The 14,791-nt window shown below is 74.7% G+C and carries 12 protein-coding genes; 1 reads left to right on the forward strand and 11 read right to left on the reverse strand.

The features are described from left to right. Positions 1-173: 173 nt before the first annotated feature. The 6 genes from CO540_RS07515 to ald form a co-directional block, all read right to left on the reverse strand. Positions 174-944 carry a pseudouridine synthase gene (locus tag CO540_RS07515; RefSeq protein ID WP_091577834.1) on the reverse strand — a complete coding sequence of 257 codons (771 nt, stop codon included), beginning with the start codon at positions 942-944 and terminating at the stop codon, positions 174-176. Continuing rightward, on the reverse strand, positions 931-1,950 hold the full coding sequence (gene scpB / locus CO540_RS07520) for an SMC-Scp complex subunit ScpB (protein ID WP_099161477.1): 1,020 nt from the start codon (positions 1,948-1,950) through the stop codon (positions 931-933). Before scpB ends, CO540_RS07515 begins: the two co-directional genes overlap by 14 nt. A gap of 4 nt (positions 1,951-1,954) precedes the next feature. Then, positions 1,955-2,989 (reverse strand): ScpA family protein, encoded by a 1,035-nt coding sequence (locus CO540_RS07525; RefSeq protein ID WP_099161478.1) that lies wholly within the window; start codon positions 2,987-2,989, stop codon positions 1,955-1,957. A 41-nt stretch (positions 2,990-3,030) separates the two neighbouring features. Beyond that, complete coding sequence (locus CO540_RS07530; RefSeq protein ID WP_013285595.1) at positions 3,031-3,954, reverse strand: ParA family protein; 924 nt, start codon at positions 3,952-3,954, stop codon at positions 3,031-3,033. Positions 3,955-4,119: 165 nt separating this feature from the next. Then, complete coding sequence (locus tag CO540_RS07535) at positions 4,120-5,094, reverse strand: site-specific tyrosine recombinase XerD (RefSeq protein ID WP_099161479.1); 975 nt, start codon at positions 5,092-5,094, stop codon at positions 4,120-4,122. Between the two features lie 11 nt (positions 5,095-5,105). Then, a complete protein-coding gene (gene ald / locus CO540_RS07540; protein WP_091577845.1) occupies positions 5,106-6,221 on the reverse strand; it encodes an alanine dehydrogenase in 1,116 nt (371 codons plus the stop codon). Between the two features lie 188 nt (positions 6,222-6,409). Here ald and CO540_RS07545 point away from each other — a divergent pair, with 188 nt between their 5' ends. Next, entirely contained in the window at positions 6,410-6,763 is a 354-nt protein-coding gene (locus CO540_RS07545; protein WP_091577847.1) for a TM2 domain-containing protein, read from the forward strand. A gap of 83 nt (positions 6,764-6,846) precedes the next feature. Here CO540_RS07545 and CO540_RS07550 read toward each other — a convergent pair whose 3' ends face one another. From CO540_RS07550 to murJ, 5 genes are all read right to left on the reverse strand, one after another. Further along, complete coding sequence (locus tag CO540_RS07550) at positions 6,847-7,452, reverse strand: NUDIX domain-containing protein (protein WP_098745293.1); 606 nt, start codon at positions 7,450-7,452, stop codon at positions 6,847-6,849. Next, on the reverse strand, positions 7,449-9,179 hold the full coding sequence (locus CO540_RS07555; RefSeq protein WP_098745294.1) for a CTP synthase: 1,731 nt from the start codon (positions 9,177-9,179) through the stop codon (positions 7,449-7,451). Before CO540_RS07555 ends, CO540_RS07550 begins: the two co-directional genes overlap by 4 nt. Before the next feature lie 307 nt (positions 9,180-9,486). Next, on the reverse strand, positions 9,487-11,964 hold the full coding sequence (locus CO540_RS07560; protein WP_099161480.1) for a hypothetical protein: 2,478 nt from the start codon (positions 11,962-11,964) through the stop codon (positions 9,487-9,489). Further along, positions 11,964-13,097, reverse strand: coding sequence for a glycosyltransferase family 4 protein (locus tag CO540_RS07565; protein WP_099161481.1), 1,134 nt, complete (start codon positions 13,095-13,097; stop codon positions 11,964-11,966). The genes CO540_RS07560 and CO540_RS07565 overlap by 1 nt, the downstream gene beginning before the upstream one ends. Beyond that, positions 13,094-14,791 carry a murein biosynthesis integral membrane protein MurJ gene (gene murJ / locus CO540_RS07570; RefSeq protein WP_099161482.1) on the reverse strand — a complete coding sequence of 566 codons (1,698 nt, stop codon included), beginning with the start codon at positions 14,789-14,791 and terminating at the stop codon, positions 13,094-13,096. Before murJ ends, CO540_RS07565 begins: the two co-directional genes overlap by 4 nt.

A 14,791-nucleotide genomic window follows, 5' to 3' on the forward strand; every position in this document is an offset into this window, starting at 1 on the left:
GTTGTCCTCCTCAGCCCGTACCTCGCGGGTCGCCGGTGTCTCCGGCGCCGTTGAGCGGATGTCTTTCGTCGTCAATCATGCCCGCGCCGCGCGGGCGTCCCGCCGGGCGGCGCGTGCGCCGGCCCGCGGACCGCGTCGAAGCCTACCGGGAGCCGTACCCCGGTCGTCTCCGGTCAGTCACCCACGGCCTTGAACAGGGCGGCGACCTCCGCGTTGGTCAGCCGCCGCAGCCGCCCGGTGCGCAGGTCGCCGAGCTTGATCGGACCGATCGAGGTACGGATCAGCCGGGACACCGGGTGTCCCGCCTCGGCCATCAGGCGCCGGACGATGTGCTTGCGCCCCTCGTGCAGGGTCAGCTCCACCTGGGCGGTTTTGCCCAGCGTGTCGACCACCCTGAACCCGTGGACCTTCACCGGCCCGTCCTCCAGCTCGATGCCGGCGGTCAGCCGCTTGCCCAGGTTGCGCGGGATCGGCCCGGCCACCTCGGCGAGGTAGGTCTTGAGCACCTCGTACGACGGGTGCATGAGCTTGTGGGCGAGGGTGCCGTCGTTGGTGAGCAGGAGCAGGCCCTCGCTGTCGGCGTCCAGTCGGCCGACGTGGTAGACCCGCTGTTCCAGCCGCGCGCCGATGAAGTCGGCGAGCTCGGTGCGGCCCTTCTCGTCGGCCATGGTGGTGACCACTCCGCGCGGCTTGTTCATCGCCACGTAGACCAGGCGGACGTCGGCCTGGAGCCGCTCCCCGTCGACGACGATCACGTCGCGGGTCGGGTCGGCCTTGTCGCCGAGCTGCGCCACCCGCCCGTTGACGGTGACCCGACGCCGGAAGATCAGGTCTTCGCAGGCGCGCCGGGAACCCACCCCCGCGGCGGCGAGCACCTTCTGCAGGCGCTCGGCGCTCTCGTAGACGGGGGCGTCGGGCTTCGGGGCACGGTCATCGCGTCGCATCGGCAAGCTCTTCTACGTCGTCGGGAAGGAACGGGGCCAGGGGCGGCAGGTCGTCCACCGAGTTGAGCCCCAGCTTCTCCAGGAACATGGTGGTGGTCCGGTAGAGGAACGCACCGCTGTCCGCTTCGGTGCCGCACTCCTCGACCAGGCCGCGACCCACCAGGGTACGGAGCACCCCGTCGCAGTTCACACCCCGGATGGCGGAGATGCGGGAACGGGTCACCGGCTGCCGGTAGGCGACCACGGCGAGGGTTTCCAGCGCGGCCTGGGTCAGCCGGACCGACTGCCCGTCCAGTACGAACCGTTCCACGTAGGTGGCGTATTCCGGCCGGGTGTAGAGACGCCAGCCACCCGCGGCCCGGCGCAGCTCGAACCCGTGCCCGGCGGCGGTGTAGCCGGCGGCGATCTCGTCGAGCATCGCACCGACCCGCTCCGGGGCCTGTTCGAGGACCTCGGCCAGGGTCAGCTCGCTGACCGGCTGGTCGACCACCAGCAGGATGGCCTCCAGGGCGCCGCGCAGCTCCGCGTCGTCGAGCACCGGCGCGGGCGCCGGTTCCGGCGCCGCCCGCCGCCGCCCCCGCTTCGGGGGTACGCCGTCCGTTGCCGCTTCCCCACTCCCCTGGTCCGCCGCGTCCCGCTCGGACGTGCCGACGTCCGCCCCGCTTCCGCCAGAGATCTTGGTACGGTCCCGCCCCTCCGGGGGCGCCCCCGTACCAAGATCCGGCCCGGTTGTGGCGATCTTGGAAGGATTCGGCCCCTCTGGGGGCCCTTCGCTTCCAAGATCTCTGGACGGCTCTGCGGTGGGGTCGAGATCGTGGGCGGTCTCGGTTCGTGGCGAGCCAGAAGTGTCCGAGATCTCGGGTTCCGCCTGCCCGGCGGCCGAGCTGGCGTCGTCCGGCTCGGGCTCGGGGTCAGGCTCGGCCTGGGGCGGAGACGGACGCTGCCAGGGAGGGATCCAGGCAGCAGCCTGATCGGCCAGCGAGTCGTGGCGTTCCTCGTCGCTCATCCCTCTACTCCTGCGTCGGTACGGGTTCGTCCGCAGCGTCGGTCGGCACGACGGCGTCGGATGCGGCCACGACCGGATCGCCCGGCGCGGCGGCGCCGGCGGATCCGGCGGCATCGCCGTCGGCCGGCGCGGCGGGGGTGGATGTGGTCGTGGATTCGGGGGTGCCGGCGTACTCGTCGACGGTCAGCTCGGCCTCGCCCTCGGCCGGGCCGGTCCAGCGCACCGTCAGCTCCTCCAGCGCCTGCTCCTGCACGAACGCGACCAGCCCCTGCCGGTACAGCTCCAGCAGCGCCAGGAACCGCGCCACCACCTCCAGCGTCATCTCGCAGTCGGCGCAGAGCAGCGAGAAGGTGGCGACGCCGGCCCGGCGCAACCGGTCGGCGATGATGCCGGCGTGCTCCCGGACGCTGACCCGGACCATGTGCACGTGCGCGATGGACACCTCGGGCACCGGCTTCGGGCTCATCGCCTTCAGCGCGAGCTTGAGCAGGCGCTGCGGGCCGATGCCGAGCACCAGGTCGGGCAGCGCCTCGGCGTACCGGGGCTCCAGGGTGACCGCCCGCGGGTAGCGCCGGCCGCCGACCGCCTCCAGCTCGGCGATGTGCGCGGCGGCCTCCTTGTACGCCTTGTACTGCAACAGCCGGGCGAAGAGCAGGTCCCGCGCCTCCAGCAGCGCCAGGTCCTCCTCGTCCTCCACCTCGGCCGAGGGCAGCAGCCGGGCCGCCTTGAGGTCGAGCAGGGTGGCGGCGACCAGCAGGAACTCGCTGGTCTCGTCCAGGTCCCACTGGTCGCCCATGGCCCGCAGGTAGGCGATGAACTCGTCGGTGACCTTGTGCAGGGCGACCTCGGTGACGTCCAGCTTGTGCTTGCTGATCAGCTGGAGCAGCAGGTCGAACGGGCCGGTGAAGTTGTCCAGCCGGACCGTGAAGCCACTGGTCTCCGGGTTGGCGGACACCCCGCCGTCGACCTCGGCGGCCAGCTCCGCGGCGGCGGCGGGGTCGCCGGTGCCGTGCGGCGGGTCGAGGGGCGGTGCGGTCACCGGGAAACCGTAGTCGACGCGGTGGGCGGGCGGCCTGCGGCCTACCGGTCCGCCTGGGCGGCGATCACCTCTCGGGCGAGCTGGCGGTAGTTGCGCGCGCCGGAGGAGGCCGGGTCGAGGGTGGTGATGGGCGCGCCGGCCACCGTCGACTCGGGGAACTTCACCGTCTTGGTGATCACGGTCTGGTAGACCTTGTCGCCGAACGCCTCGACCACACGCTGGAGCACCTGCCGGCAGTGGGTGGTGCGACTGTCGTACATGGTGGCGAGGATGCCCTCGAGCTCCAGGTCGAAGTTGAGCCGCTCGCGCACCTTGTCGATGGTGTCCAGCAGCAGCGCGACACCGCGCAGGCTGAAGAACTCGCACTCCAGCGGGATGAGCACGCCGTGCGCCACGGTCAGCGCGTTGATCGCCAGCAGCCCCAGCGAGGGCTGGCAGTCGATCAGGATGAAGTCGTACTCCTTGCGGATGGTCCGCAGCACCCGGGCCAGGGCCATCTCCCGGGCGACCTCGTTGACCAGCTGGATCTCGGCGGCGGAGAGGTCGATGTTGGCGGGCAGCAGGTGCAGCCCGGCCACGTCGGTCTTGATCAGGACGTCCTCGGCGGTGACGTCGTCCTGCATGAGCAGGTTGTAGACCGAGAGGTCGAGGTTGTGCGGGTTGACGCCCAGGCCGACGGAGAGGGCGCCCTGCGGGTCGAAGTCGACGAGCAGCACCTTGCGGCCGTATTCCGCGAGCGCGGCGCCCAGGTTGATGGTGGTCGTGGTCTTGCCGACGCCACCCTTCTGGTTGGCCATCGCGATGATCCGCGCGGGGCCGTGCCGGTCGGTCGGCATCGGCTCGGGGATCGGCTTGCGCATGGTGTAGGCGGCCGGGTCGGCGGGGCCGAGATCGGCGCCGAGCGTCGCCTGCTGCTCACGGAGCTCCGACGTCCAGGTCTCGGCACGGTCACCGTTTCCTGCCATGTCCTCGTTGCCCCCTCCCGACGACCACCCGGCGTCGGAGCCGTCCGACGTCCCTCGCGGCGCCGCTGCGCACCCCCGGTCCGTCGTACCTGGAGGCCCGCGCCGATGCCGACTGTACGCCACCGGCCAGCAGCACGTTCGGTAGCGGGTCGGCGTGTCGGCCGCTCATGCGAGGGCGCGCGGGTGCGCGGTGGCGTACACCTCGCGCAGGCGTTCCACGGTGACCAACGTGTACACCTGGGTGGTGGTCACCGAGGCGTGGCCGAGCAGCTCCTGCACCACCCGCACGTCCGCGCCGCCGTCGAGCAGGTGGGTGGCGTACGAGTGGCGCAGGGTGTGCGGGGAGACCGCGTCCGGGCCGTCGACCGGCAAACCGGCCCGGCCGGCGGCGGCGCGCAGCACGCCCCAGGCGCCCTGCCGGGTGAGCGGGCCGCCACGGGCGTTGACGAACAGCGCCGGGGTGCCCCGGCCGGCGGCGAGCAGCGCCGGGCGGCCGCGGACCAGCCAGCCGCGGGTCGCGTCGGCGGCGTACCCGCCGATCGGCACCAGCCGGGCCTTGCCGCCCTTGCCGCGCAGCAGCACCGTGCCGGCGTCGAGGTCGAGGTCGTCCACGGCGGCGCCGACCGTCTCGGAGATGCGCGCGCCGGTGCCGTACAGGAATTCCAGCAGCGCCCGGTCGCGCAGCGCGCGGGGCGCGGCGTCGCCGGTGGCCCCGGCCGGACCGGCGGCCTCCAGCAGCCGCAGGACGGCGTCGACGGGCAGCGCCCGGGGCAGCCGCCGCGGCGGCGTCGGCGGGCGGACGTCGCGGCCGGGGTCGGCGCCGGCCAGACCCTCGCGCAGCGCGAAGCGGTGCAGGCCGCGCACCGCGCTGGCGGCGCGGGCGGTGGACGAGACGGCCAGCGGCGGGTGCGTGTCGTCGCCGGCGCGCAGCCGGGCCAGGTGCACCTCGACCTGGGTGGCGCCGGCGGCGGCCAGGTCGGTCACCCCGACGTCGGCCAGGGTGGCGAGGTAGCGGTCCAGGTCCCGACGGTACGAGGCGAGCGTGTTCGCGGACAGTCCACGCTCGACGGTGAGGTGGTCCAGGTAGCCCCGGACCGCGCGGCGCAGGGCCGGCGCGGGTTCCACGCCGGCCCGGTCCACCGTGGGGTCGGTCAGCTGAGCACCTCGGCCAGCGGCAGCACGTCCATGCCGTGCGCCTCCGCCACCGGGCCGTAGACGACCTTGCCGGCGTGGGTGTTCAGGCCCAGCGCCAGCGCCGGGTCGCTGCGCAGCGCCTGCTGCCAACCCTGGTTGGCCAGTTCGAGGGCGTACGGCAGGGTGACGTTGGTCAGCGCGTAGGTGCTGGTGTTCGGCACCGCGCCGGGCATGTTCGCCACGCAGTAGAAGATCGAGTCGTGCACCTTGTAGACCGGGTCGGCGTGCGTGGTCGGCCGCGAGTCCTCGAAGCAGCCGCCCTGGTCGATGGCGATGTCGACGAGCACGCTGCCCGGCTTCATCCGGGAGACCAGCTCGTTGGAGATCAGCTTCGGGGCCTTCGCGCCGGGCACCAGCACCGCGCCGATGACCAGGTCCGCGTCGAGCACGGCCCGCTCGATCTCGTACGCGTTGGAGGCGACGGTCTGCAGGTGGCCGCGGTAGATGGCGTCGGCCGAGCGGAGCCGGGCCACGTTCTTGTCCAGCAGCAGCACCTCGGACTGCAGGCCGAGCGCGATGGCGGCGGCGTTCAGGCCGGACACGCCGGCGCCGATGACCACGGTCTTGGCCGCGTACACGCCGGAGACGCCGCCGGGCAGCACGCCCCGCCCGCCGCCGGTGCGCATCATGTAGAAGGCGCCCACCTGCGGGGCGAGCCGGCCGGCCACCTCGGACATCGGGGCGAGCAGCGGCAGCGACCGGTCGGGCAGCTCCACCGTCTCGTACGCGATGCCGGTGACCTTGCGGTCGACGAGCGCGTCGGTGCACTCGCGGGAGGCGGCCAGGTGCAGGTAGGTGAAGAGCACCTGCCCCTCGCGCATCCGGTGGTACTCCTCGGCGATCGGCTCCTTGACCTTGAGCACCAGCTCGGCGGTCTCCCAGACCTCGTCGGCGGTGGCCAGGATCTTCGCGCCGGCGGCGGCGAACTCGTCGTCGGTGATGCTGGAGCCGACCCCGGCGCCGGCCTCGACGAAGACCTCGTGGCCGTGGCGGGTGAACTCGTTGACGCCGGCGGGCGTGATCGCCACCCGGTACTCGTGGTTCTTGACCTCGCGGGGGATTCCGACCTTCACGATGCAGACACCTTCCTCCGGGGCGGCTCACCCCCGACTGAACGGCGCCGCGACGGCTCCGTTGCCGACGCGGTCCACCGGTCCCGCCGGCGGCAGTCTAGGCGCGTGGGAGGCCCGGGGACGCCAACACAGTGACATCCGGTGCCCGGTGGTGCTGACGATCTGTCAGGCGTGGACCGGGCTGCCCGGTGGAGACGACCTCAGCCGACAGGACAGACTTCGGTAAATATCTTCCCACCGGCGGGTGCCGATGCGGACAGGACGCGAGTGGATCACTATGGTGTCCGCTCATGACCACTCCTTACCAGCAGTACCCGCAGGGCGTCTCGGACAAGAGCAAGGTCGTCGCGGGCGTCCTCGGCATCCTGCTCGGCTTCTTCGGCGCCGGGCGGTTCTACATGGGCGACACCAAGACCGGCGTCCTCCAGCTCGTGGTGAGCGTCGTGACCTGTGGCTTCGGCGCCCTCTGGGGCACCATCGACGGCATCCTGATCCTGGTCAACGGTGGCGTCGACGGGCAGGGTCGCCCGCTGCGCGACTGAGCGCCGACACACGCCAAGGGGCCGCGCGGTGCGTCGCACCGCGCGGCCCCTTCGTCGTCGCTCCGGGAGTCGTCGCTTCCGGATCAGCGCGGCAGCGGCGCCTCGGGGCGGCGCAGCTCGGTGAAGCCGGTCTCCCGGGCCCGGGCGGCGGCGAGCAGCCCGGCCACGCAGGACGCGTTGGTGATCTCGCCGGCGAGCACCATCCGGACCGCCTCGTCGAGGTCGACGCGGACCACCTGCAGGTCGGCCTCCTCGTCGTGCCGGTCGTGTCGCTGCTCGGCCGGCACGTCGCCGAGGTCGCGGGCCAGGAAGACCCGGACCACCTCGTCGGAGAAACCGGGCGAGCTGTGCAGGTCGACCAGCACGTCGACGCGTCCCGCGGTGAGGTCGGCCTCCTCGGCCAGCTCCCGTGCCGCCGCGGCGGCCAGGTCCTCCCCGCTGACGTCCATCAGACCCGCCGGCAGCTCCCACAGGTGCCGGCCGACCGGGTGCCGGTACTGGCGGATCAGCACCACCTGGCCGGCGTCGTCGAGCGCCACCACGGCCACCGCGCCCACGTGCCGGACGTAGTCGCGCGCGGCGGTGCCGCCGCCGGGCATGGTCACGTCGTCGCTGACCACCGAGAAGATCCGGCCGGACCAGACGTCCCGGCGCGCGGTCACCTCGTACCGGTGCTCCACCCCGCTCACTTGGCGGACGCCTTCGCCGCGCCGCCGCGGCCGGTCTTCTTCGCCGTGCCGTCCAGGTCCACCGGGAGCTGGTCGGCCTCGGAGTACGCGACCGCGGCGCCGACGAACGCGGCGAACAGTGGGTGCGGCCGGGTCGGGCGGCTCTTCAGCTCCGGGTGCGCCTGGGTGGCCACGAAGAACGGGTGCAGCTCGCGGTCCAGCTCGACGAACTCGACCAGCCGCCCGTCGGGCGAGGTGCCGGAGATGGTCAGGCCGGCCTTGGTGAGCTGGTCGCGGTAGGCGTTGTTCACCTCGTAGCGGTGCCGGTGCCGCTCGCTGACCTCGGTGCTGCCGTACGCCTCGGCGACGATCGAACCCTCGGCCAGCTTCGCCGGGTACGCCCCGAGCCGCATGGTGCCGCCCAGGTCGCCCCGGCCCGCGACGATGTCCTCCTGGTCGGCCATGGTGGCGATGACCGGGTGCACGGCCTCCTCGTCGAACTCCAGGGAGTTCGCCCCGTCCAGGCCGGCCAGGTGGCGGGCCACCTCGATGGTCATGCACTGCAGGCCGAGGCAGAGGCCGAGCAGCGGGACGCCGTTCTCCCGGGCGTACCGGGCGGTGCCGACCTTGCCCTCGATGCCGCGCACGCCGAACCCGCCGGGGATGACGATGCCGTCGACGCCGGCCAGCGCGGCGGCCGCGCCGGCCGGGGTGACGCAGTCGTCGCTGGGCACCCACTTGAGCTGCACCCGGGCGCGGTGGCCGAAACCGGCGGCCCGGATCGCCTCGCTGACCGACAGGTACGCGTCGGGCAGGTCGACGTACTTGCCGACCAGCGCGACGGTGATCGTGTGGCGGGGCTGGTGCACCCGCTCCAGCAGGTCGTCCCAGCTGGTCCAGTCCACGTCGCGGAACGACAGGCCGAGCCGGCGCACCACGTACGCGTCGAGGCCCTCGCGGTGCAGCACCTTCGGAATGTCGTAGATGCTCGGCGCGTCCGGGGCGGCGGTGACCGCCTCCCGGTCGACGTCGCAGTACAGCGACAGCTTCTCCTTGACCTTGTCCGGGATCTCCCGGTCGCAGCGCAGCACCAGCGCGTCGGGCTGGATGCCGATGCTGCGCAGCTGCGCCACCGAGTGCTGGGTCGGCTTGGTCTTCAGCTCGCCCGAGGGCGCCAGGTAGGGCACCAGCGACACGTGCAGGTAGAAGCAGTTGTCCCGGCCCAGGTCGTGGCGGATCTGCCGGATCGACTCCAGGAACGGCAGCGACTCGATGTCGCCGACCGTGCCACCGACCTCGGTGATCACCACGTCGGGGACCTGGCCGTCGGCGTCCGGGTCGGCCATGCCGAGGATCCGGGCCTTGATCTCGTTGGTGATGTGCGGGATGACCTGGACGGTGTCGCCCAGGTATTCGCCGCGTCGCTCCTTGGCGATCACCGCCGAGTAGATCTGCCCGGTGGTGACGTTCGCCTTGCCGGAGAGGTCCCGGTCGAGGAACCGCTCGTAGTGCCCGACGTCGAGGTCGGTCTCGGCGCCGTCCTCGGTGACGAAGACCTCGCCGTGCTGGAACGGGTTCATCGTGCCGGGATCGACGTTCAGGTACGGGTCGAGCTTCTGCATCACCACGCGCAGCCCGCGCGCGGTCAGCAGGTTGCCGAGGCTGGAGGCGGTGAGGCCCTTACCCAGCGAGGAGGCGACGCCCCCGGTGACGAAAATGTGCCTGGTCGTCCGTGCTGAAGGGGCCAAGGCCTGCTCCCGTGTCGTCCGTAGCGGTCGTGCGAACCGCCGTGCCGATCAGCCAAGTGATCACGCGATCCACGGGATTCCACGGTAACACCTTCCGGACGGTGAGCCGGCGTCGCACCCGCTGTCGGTGCACGTGGGGCCGCATCCGCCCGCCGCGGACCCTCCCGGACGACCTGCTTCACCCAAGATCCACACCGGTACGCCGGAACGGCGGGGTCACACCCCGCCGGACACCGCCACCTCGCCGAGCTGGCGCGGCCGGACCCGACCGGACCGGACCGGACCGGACGAACGGGAGCCGGGCGGGTCAGGTCGCGGGCACCTCGGTGGGCGGCCCGGTCGGCTGGGAAGGCAGTCGGGGGTCGGCCGGCCCGCCGGGCGCGGCGTCCTCCCCCGCCGCCGACGGGCCACCCCGGGCGACGCCTCCCGGCGACCCGGCCGGCCGGTCCGCGTCACCGGCAGGGCGGGGGTCGCCCGACGGGACGTCGACGGTGGGAGCCGCCGCGCCGCCGCCCGAGCGGGTCGCGCCGCCCCTCGAACCGCCGCCGGCCGGGCCACCACCATCCGACCCGACGCCGGCTTGGTCACCGCCCGCGCCGTCGCGGGCTGGGTCACGACCCGCCGCGCCGCCGGCCGGCCCGCCGCCGGGCGGGGTCGCGCCGACCTCGCCCCCGGGACGTCCGCTGTCGGGCCGGGTGCGGTCGGTGGAGTGGTCGAGCACCCGGAGCGCGGCCAGCGCCGCCATCGGCACCACCAGCGCCCCCGCCGCCCCGGCCACGTCCAGCGCCGCGCCGCCCAGCACCCCGCCGAGGCCGGCCGCCACGCCGGTGCCGGCCATCGCCGCCCGGATCGCGGGGTAGATGCCGAACAGCCGCATCAGCCCGCCCCAGGGCTGGAGCAGGGCCAGCCAGACCAGCGCCGCCCCGGCCAGGGCCAGCACGGTCAACGGGCTGTTCACCAGCGTCTGGAAGTTGGAGGTGCTGGACCGGTGCACGGTGAGCCCGCCGGTGCCGTCGCCGAGCGCGGCCAGGAACCGGCCCAGGCTGCCCCGCTCCACCGCCGGCCGGCCCAGGTCGACCAGCGCGAACCCGATGGTGACCGCCAGCCCGGCCATGGTGGCCCAGGCCAGGCGGCTCACGGTCAGCCATCCGCCGGTGCAGATCGCGGCGGCGACGCTCACGCCGGCGGTGAGCGCGATCGCGCCGATCGAGTCGGCGCCCAGATAGGGGCTGCCGACGATCACCACCGCGAGGCCGCCGACCGCGACCATGACGAACGGCCGCCAGCCCCGCCGGAAACGTTGGGCCAGCCAGCCGCCGCACAGCAGCGACCCGGCGATGAACACGCCCAGCCCGACCGTGCCCAGCCCGGCGTACCGGCCGCCCTCCAGGGCGGAGTAGCCGACCACGCCGTTGAGCTGCAACCGGGAGCCGGTGAGCACGTCCACGCCGACCACCAGCGTGGCCAGCCCGGCGACCGCACCCAGCGGCCCGAGCGTGCGGTCGTGCCCGGGGGTGAACCGGACCGCCGCCGTGCCGCCGACGATGAGCAGGCCGGTCACCGAGGCGAACCACCAACCGGCGTGGTGCCCACGCCACCAGGGCGCGGCGTCGGCCAGCAACGCCGCCGGCACGGCCAGCGCGGCGGCGATCAGCAGCAGCTCCACCACGGCGACCACGCGCCGGGACACCGGTGCGGGCCCGTGCGGGCCGGCCAGCCGGCGGGCCCGGCGCAGCAGCGGCAGCACCGCCACCGCCAGAGCCAGCTGGGCGGCGGCCAGCAGGGTGAAGAACCAGCCGGCGACCCGCCGCTGGGCGGCGGCCTCCCGGTCGGCGTCGGCGGGCGCCTCGATCGCGGTCCGCAGGTCGTCGGGCCGGTCGTCGACCGTCACCGCGGGTCGGCCCAGGAACGCCCGTTCCGGCATCGGCCGGCCGAGCGCGGCGAGCGCGGTCGGCGCCAGGTCGACCAGTTGCAGGTAGCCGGCCCGAGCGGTGCTCGCGGAGGTCAGCCACCCGCCGTCCCAGCCGGGACCGTCGGCGACCGCGACGTGCAGCCGCGCCGGCGAGTCGGTGTCGGAGACGCCGGCGACCAGCACCAGCGAGTTCGGCGGCCGGGCGGCGAGCACCCGGGCCAGCCGGGCGTCGGCCTCGCGCGCCTGACCCGCGCGGACGACCGGGTCGTCGTCGTCGACGGTGCCCACGTCGACGATGCTCAGCACGCAGGAGCCGAGCAGTTCCGCCGGGTCCTCGGGCAGCGCCGGCGCGTACCGGTCGACCCGGCCGAACGGCCGGGCGGCGGCCACGGCGGCGCCCGGGCCGACCGCCACCGAGCAGCGCACCGACTCGGCCAGCGCCCCGGGCGTCGCACCCCAGGCGAGCTTGTCCTGGTTGTACGCGACGACGGACTCCTGGTCGGGCAGGTTGGCGCCGATCCGGTCGGGCTGCTCGACGCTCACCCCGGTCGCCGGGCAGCCGCCGCCGGTCCGAGGGCCGTTCCAGGCGGCGAAGTTGCCGGCGCCCAGGGTCAGCCACCCGTCGACCGGGCAGGTGGGGCGGTGCGCGGAGCGTACCGAGAGGGAGCCGATCGCGCCCTGCTCGGCCATCCGCCACAGCGTCGGGGTGTTCTGCGGGTCGACGTCGTCCCAGCGGAGACCGGCGGCGCCGACCAGCACCACGAAGTCGGCGCTGCGCCGGGGCGCGCCGTTGTCCGGGCGGGCGGCCAGCGCGGTGACGCCCAGCGCCACCACCACCAGCGTCAACAGCACCGGGACGAGTCGGCGCAGCATCAGCGGTTCCCCGTCGAGTGCTGGGGCGTCAGCTCCGCGTAGAGGGCGGCGAGGGCGGCCACGGTGTCGGCCTCGGTGGGCCAGGTCGCGGACCGCGCCGCGCCGCGCCGGCTCAGCTCGGCCCGGCGCGGGGCGTCGTCGAGCAGCTCGCGCACCGCCGCGTCGACGGCGTCCACGTCACCGGGCGGCACCAGGGCCGCGGCGTCGCCGACCAGCTCCGGCAGGCCGCCGACCGCGGTCGCGACCAGCGGTACGCCGGCCCGCAGCGCCTCCTGCGCGAACAGCTGCCGTGCCTCCCAGTCGCTGGTGACCACGGCGAGGTCGGCGCCGGCCAGCAGGTCCGCCACGTCGGTGCGGTGCCCGAGCAGGGTCACCGGCGCCCGGGCGGCCGAGATCCGCGCGGCCAGCGGCAGGTAGGCGGGCCCGCTGCCGGCGATCACCACCGCCGGGGCGGGGATCCGGGTCCGCCACCGGGCGGCCGCGTCGATCAGCACGTCGTACCGCTTCTGCGGATGCAACCGGCCCACCGAGAGGATCAGCGGGCGGTCCCCGGTGACCCCGAACTCGGCCCGCACGGCGGCGCGACGGCGGCGCGGCGCGGGCAGCGCGGGCGCGGCGACCGGCGCGAGGCGGGCGTCGGTGGCGCCCAGAGCGGCGGCCCGCTCGACCAGGTCGGCGGAGGCGCCCAGCGCGACCCGGACGGAGCGGGCGACGACCCGCTCGACCAGCCGGGACACGGTGCCGCGCAGCCCACCGGCGAGCACCGCGTTGTGCCAGGTCACGACCAGCGGAGCGGCGGGACGGGCGAGCGCGGCGACCAGCCCGGCGCGTAGGCCGTGCGCGTGCACCACGTCGACCGGCGTCTGCGTGAGCGCCCGGCGCAGCGCGGTGACCGCGCGCGCGTCGCCCGGGGTGGGGCTGGCCGGGATCTCCACCGGCGTGAACCGGGCGCCGGCCCCGGTGAAGTCGAACTGGTCCTGGGTGGCGGCCGGGCCGCAGACCAGCACGGCGGCGCCGGCCTCGGTCAGGCCCCGGGCGACCGAGCGGACGTGCTGCCCCACCCCGCCGGTGCTGGAGGCGAGCACCAGGGCGACCGACCCGGGCCAGCGCGGTGCCGGCGAGGCGTCCGTCATGAGGAAACGGTCTCCTTTCCGTCGCCCCGCTCGCCGGGGTGTTGGTCGGTCCGCGGGCCGTCGGCCCCGCCGGCCGGGCGCCGCCGGCGTACCCGGCGGGCCAGGGCCGCGAGCAGCGGCCGCAGGTCGCGGGCGTCGGTCAGCCAGGCGACGGCGAGGAACAGGACACCGACCACGACCCCGGACAGCATGCCCTGCGCGAGGGCCGCGAGTGTCGTCGGGGTCCCGTCGCCGAGCCCGGCGAGTCCCCTGGCGGTGGCCACTCCGCCGCCGGCGGCGACGGCGGCGGCCAGCAGCCCGGCGGCCCCGGACCGGCCGACGCCGGCCAGCGCCTCCCGGCCGGCGGACCGGCCCACGGCGGCGAGCAGCAGGCCGCCGAGCAGCACCATCCCGGCGGAGGTGGCCAGCGTCACCGCGAGCACCCGGTCGGCCAGCGGCAGCGCCTGGCCGAGCAGGACCGCGAGCACGGGCACGCTCAGCCAGCCCACCGCGGTGGCGACGCTTGCCGCGCGGGTCTCGCCGCGGGCGTAGAGGGCCCGGGTGAGCACCGCGAACAGGCCGTAGCCGAGCAGGCCGGGAGCGAAACCGGCGATCCCGACCGCCGCGGTCCGCGCGTCGAGCGGGTCGCTGAAGAAGAAGTGCCCGACCGGGATGGCGGTGCCGACCAGCGCGGCGGTGCCGAGCAGGCTGAACAGCACGATCCCGCGCACCGCCGGCGCGAGGGTCTCCCGGTAGCCCCGTTCGTCACCGCTCGCCCGCGCCGCCACCAGCGTCGGGTACGCGGCGACCGCGAGCGGCACCGCCAGCACCGCCCAGGGCAGGAAGTAGACCGTCTGGGCCAGGTTGTAGACGCCGACGTCGGCGACCCGGCCGTAGGTGACCTGGTTGAGCGTGACGGCCAGCGCGATCTGCTGGGCGGCGACGGTGACCACGCCGGCGCCCACCAGCCCGCCGACCCGGGCCCGGGCGTCGGCCGGGAACCGGTAGCCCGGCCGGATCGGCAGCCGCAGCCGGCGCAGCGGGATCAACAGGGACAGCGACAGCACGACCACGCCGAGCGTGGTGCCGCCGGAGAGCAGCAGCTCGCCGCCGCGCCCGGCCACGCCGATGGTGGCCAGCCGGCCCTCGACGGCGGTGAAACCGAGGTAGACCGCGATGACCGTGACGCTGGACAGCAGTGGCGCGATGACCGGCCAGGCGAACCGCCGGTGCGCCTGGAGCACGCCGGTGAGCACGATCCCTACGCCGTAGAGCGGCAGCTGCGGGGCGAAGACCCGCAGCATCCGCGCGCCGGAGGCCTGCCGGACCTCGCCCAGGCCGTGCCCGAGCAGGCCCATCAGCGGGTCGGCGAACAGCGCCACCAGCACCGCCAGCGGCACCAGCAGGCTCAACGTCCAGGTCAGCAGCGCGCCGGTGGTGGCGGCCACCGCCCGCCGGTCACCCGCCTCGACCGCGCCGGCCAGCAGCGGTACGACGAGGCTGGCCAGCGCCCCGCCGGCGACGATCTCGAAGATGAAGTTCGGGACGTAGTTCGCCACCAGGTAGGCGCCACCGAGGTCGGTGGGGGCCAGCGACCAGGTGAACACGGCGGTGCGGCCGAACCCGGCGAGCCGGCTGACCACGGTGAGGACGGCGATGAGGGCGGCCGCGCCGGCGACGCGGCCGGCGGCGGCGAGGGGTGCCGGTTTCGTCAC

Source organism: Micromonospora sp. WMMA2032 (genome assembly GCF_002688545.1).
Lineage (GTDB): Bacteria > Actinomycetota > Actinomycetes > Mycobacteriales > Micromonosporaceae > Micromonospora > Micromonospora sediminicola.

Excerpts from the sequence above, each read along its gene's own strand:
- CO540_RS07560 (WP_099161480.1), bottom strand. The coding sequence starts at position 11,964 with ATGCTGCGCCGACTCGTCCCGGTGCTGTTGACGCTGGTGGTGGTGGCG.
- CO540_RS07530 (WP_013285595.1), bottom strand. The coding sequence starts at position 3,954 with ATGGCAGGAAACGGTGACCGTGCCGAGACCTGGACGTCGGAGCTCCGT.
- scpB (WP_099161477.1), bottom strand. The coding sequence starts at position 1,950 with ATGAGCGACGAGGAACGCCACGACTCGCTGGCCGATCAGGCTGCTGCC.
- CO540_RS07515 (WP_091577834.1), bottom strand. The coding sequence starts at position 944 with ATGCGACGCGATGACCGTGCCCCGAAGCCCGACGCCCCCGTCTACGAG.
- CO540_RS07565 (WP_099161481.1), bottom strand. The coding sequence starts at position 13,097 with ATGACGGACGCCTCGCCGGCACCGCGCTGGCCCGGGTCGGTCGCCCTG.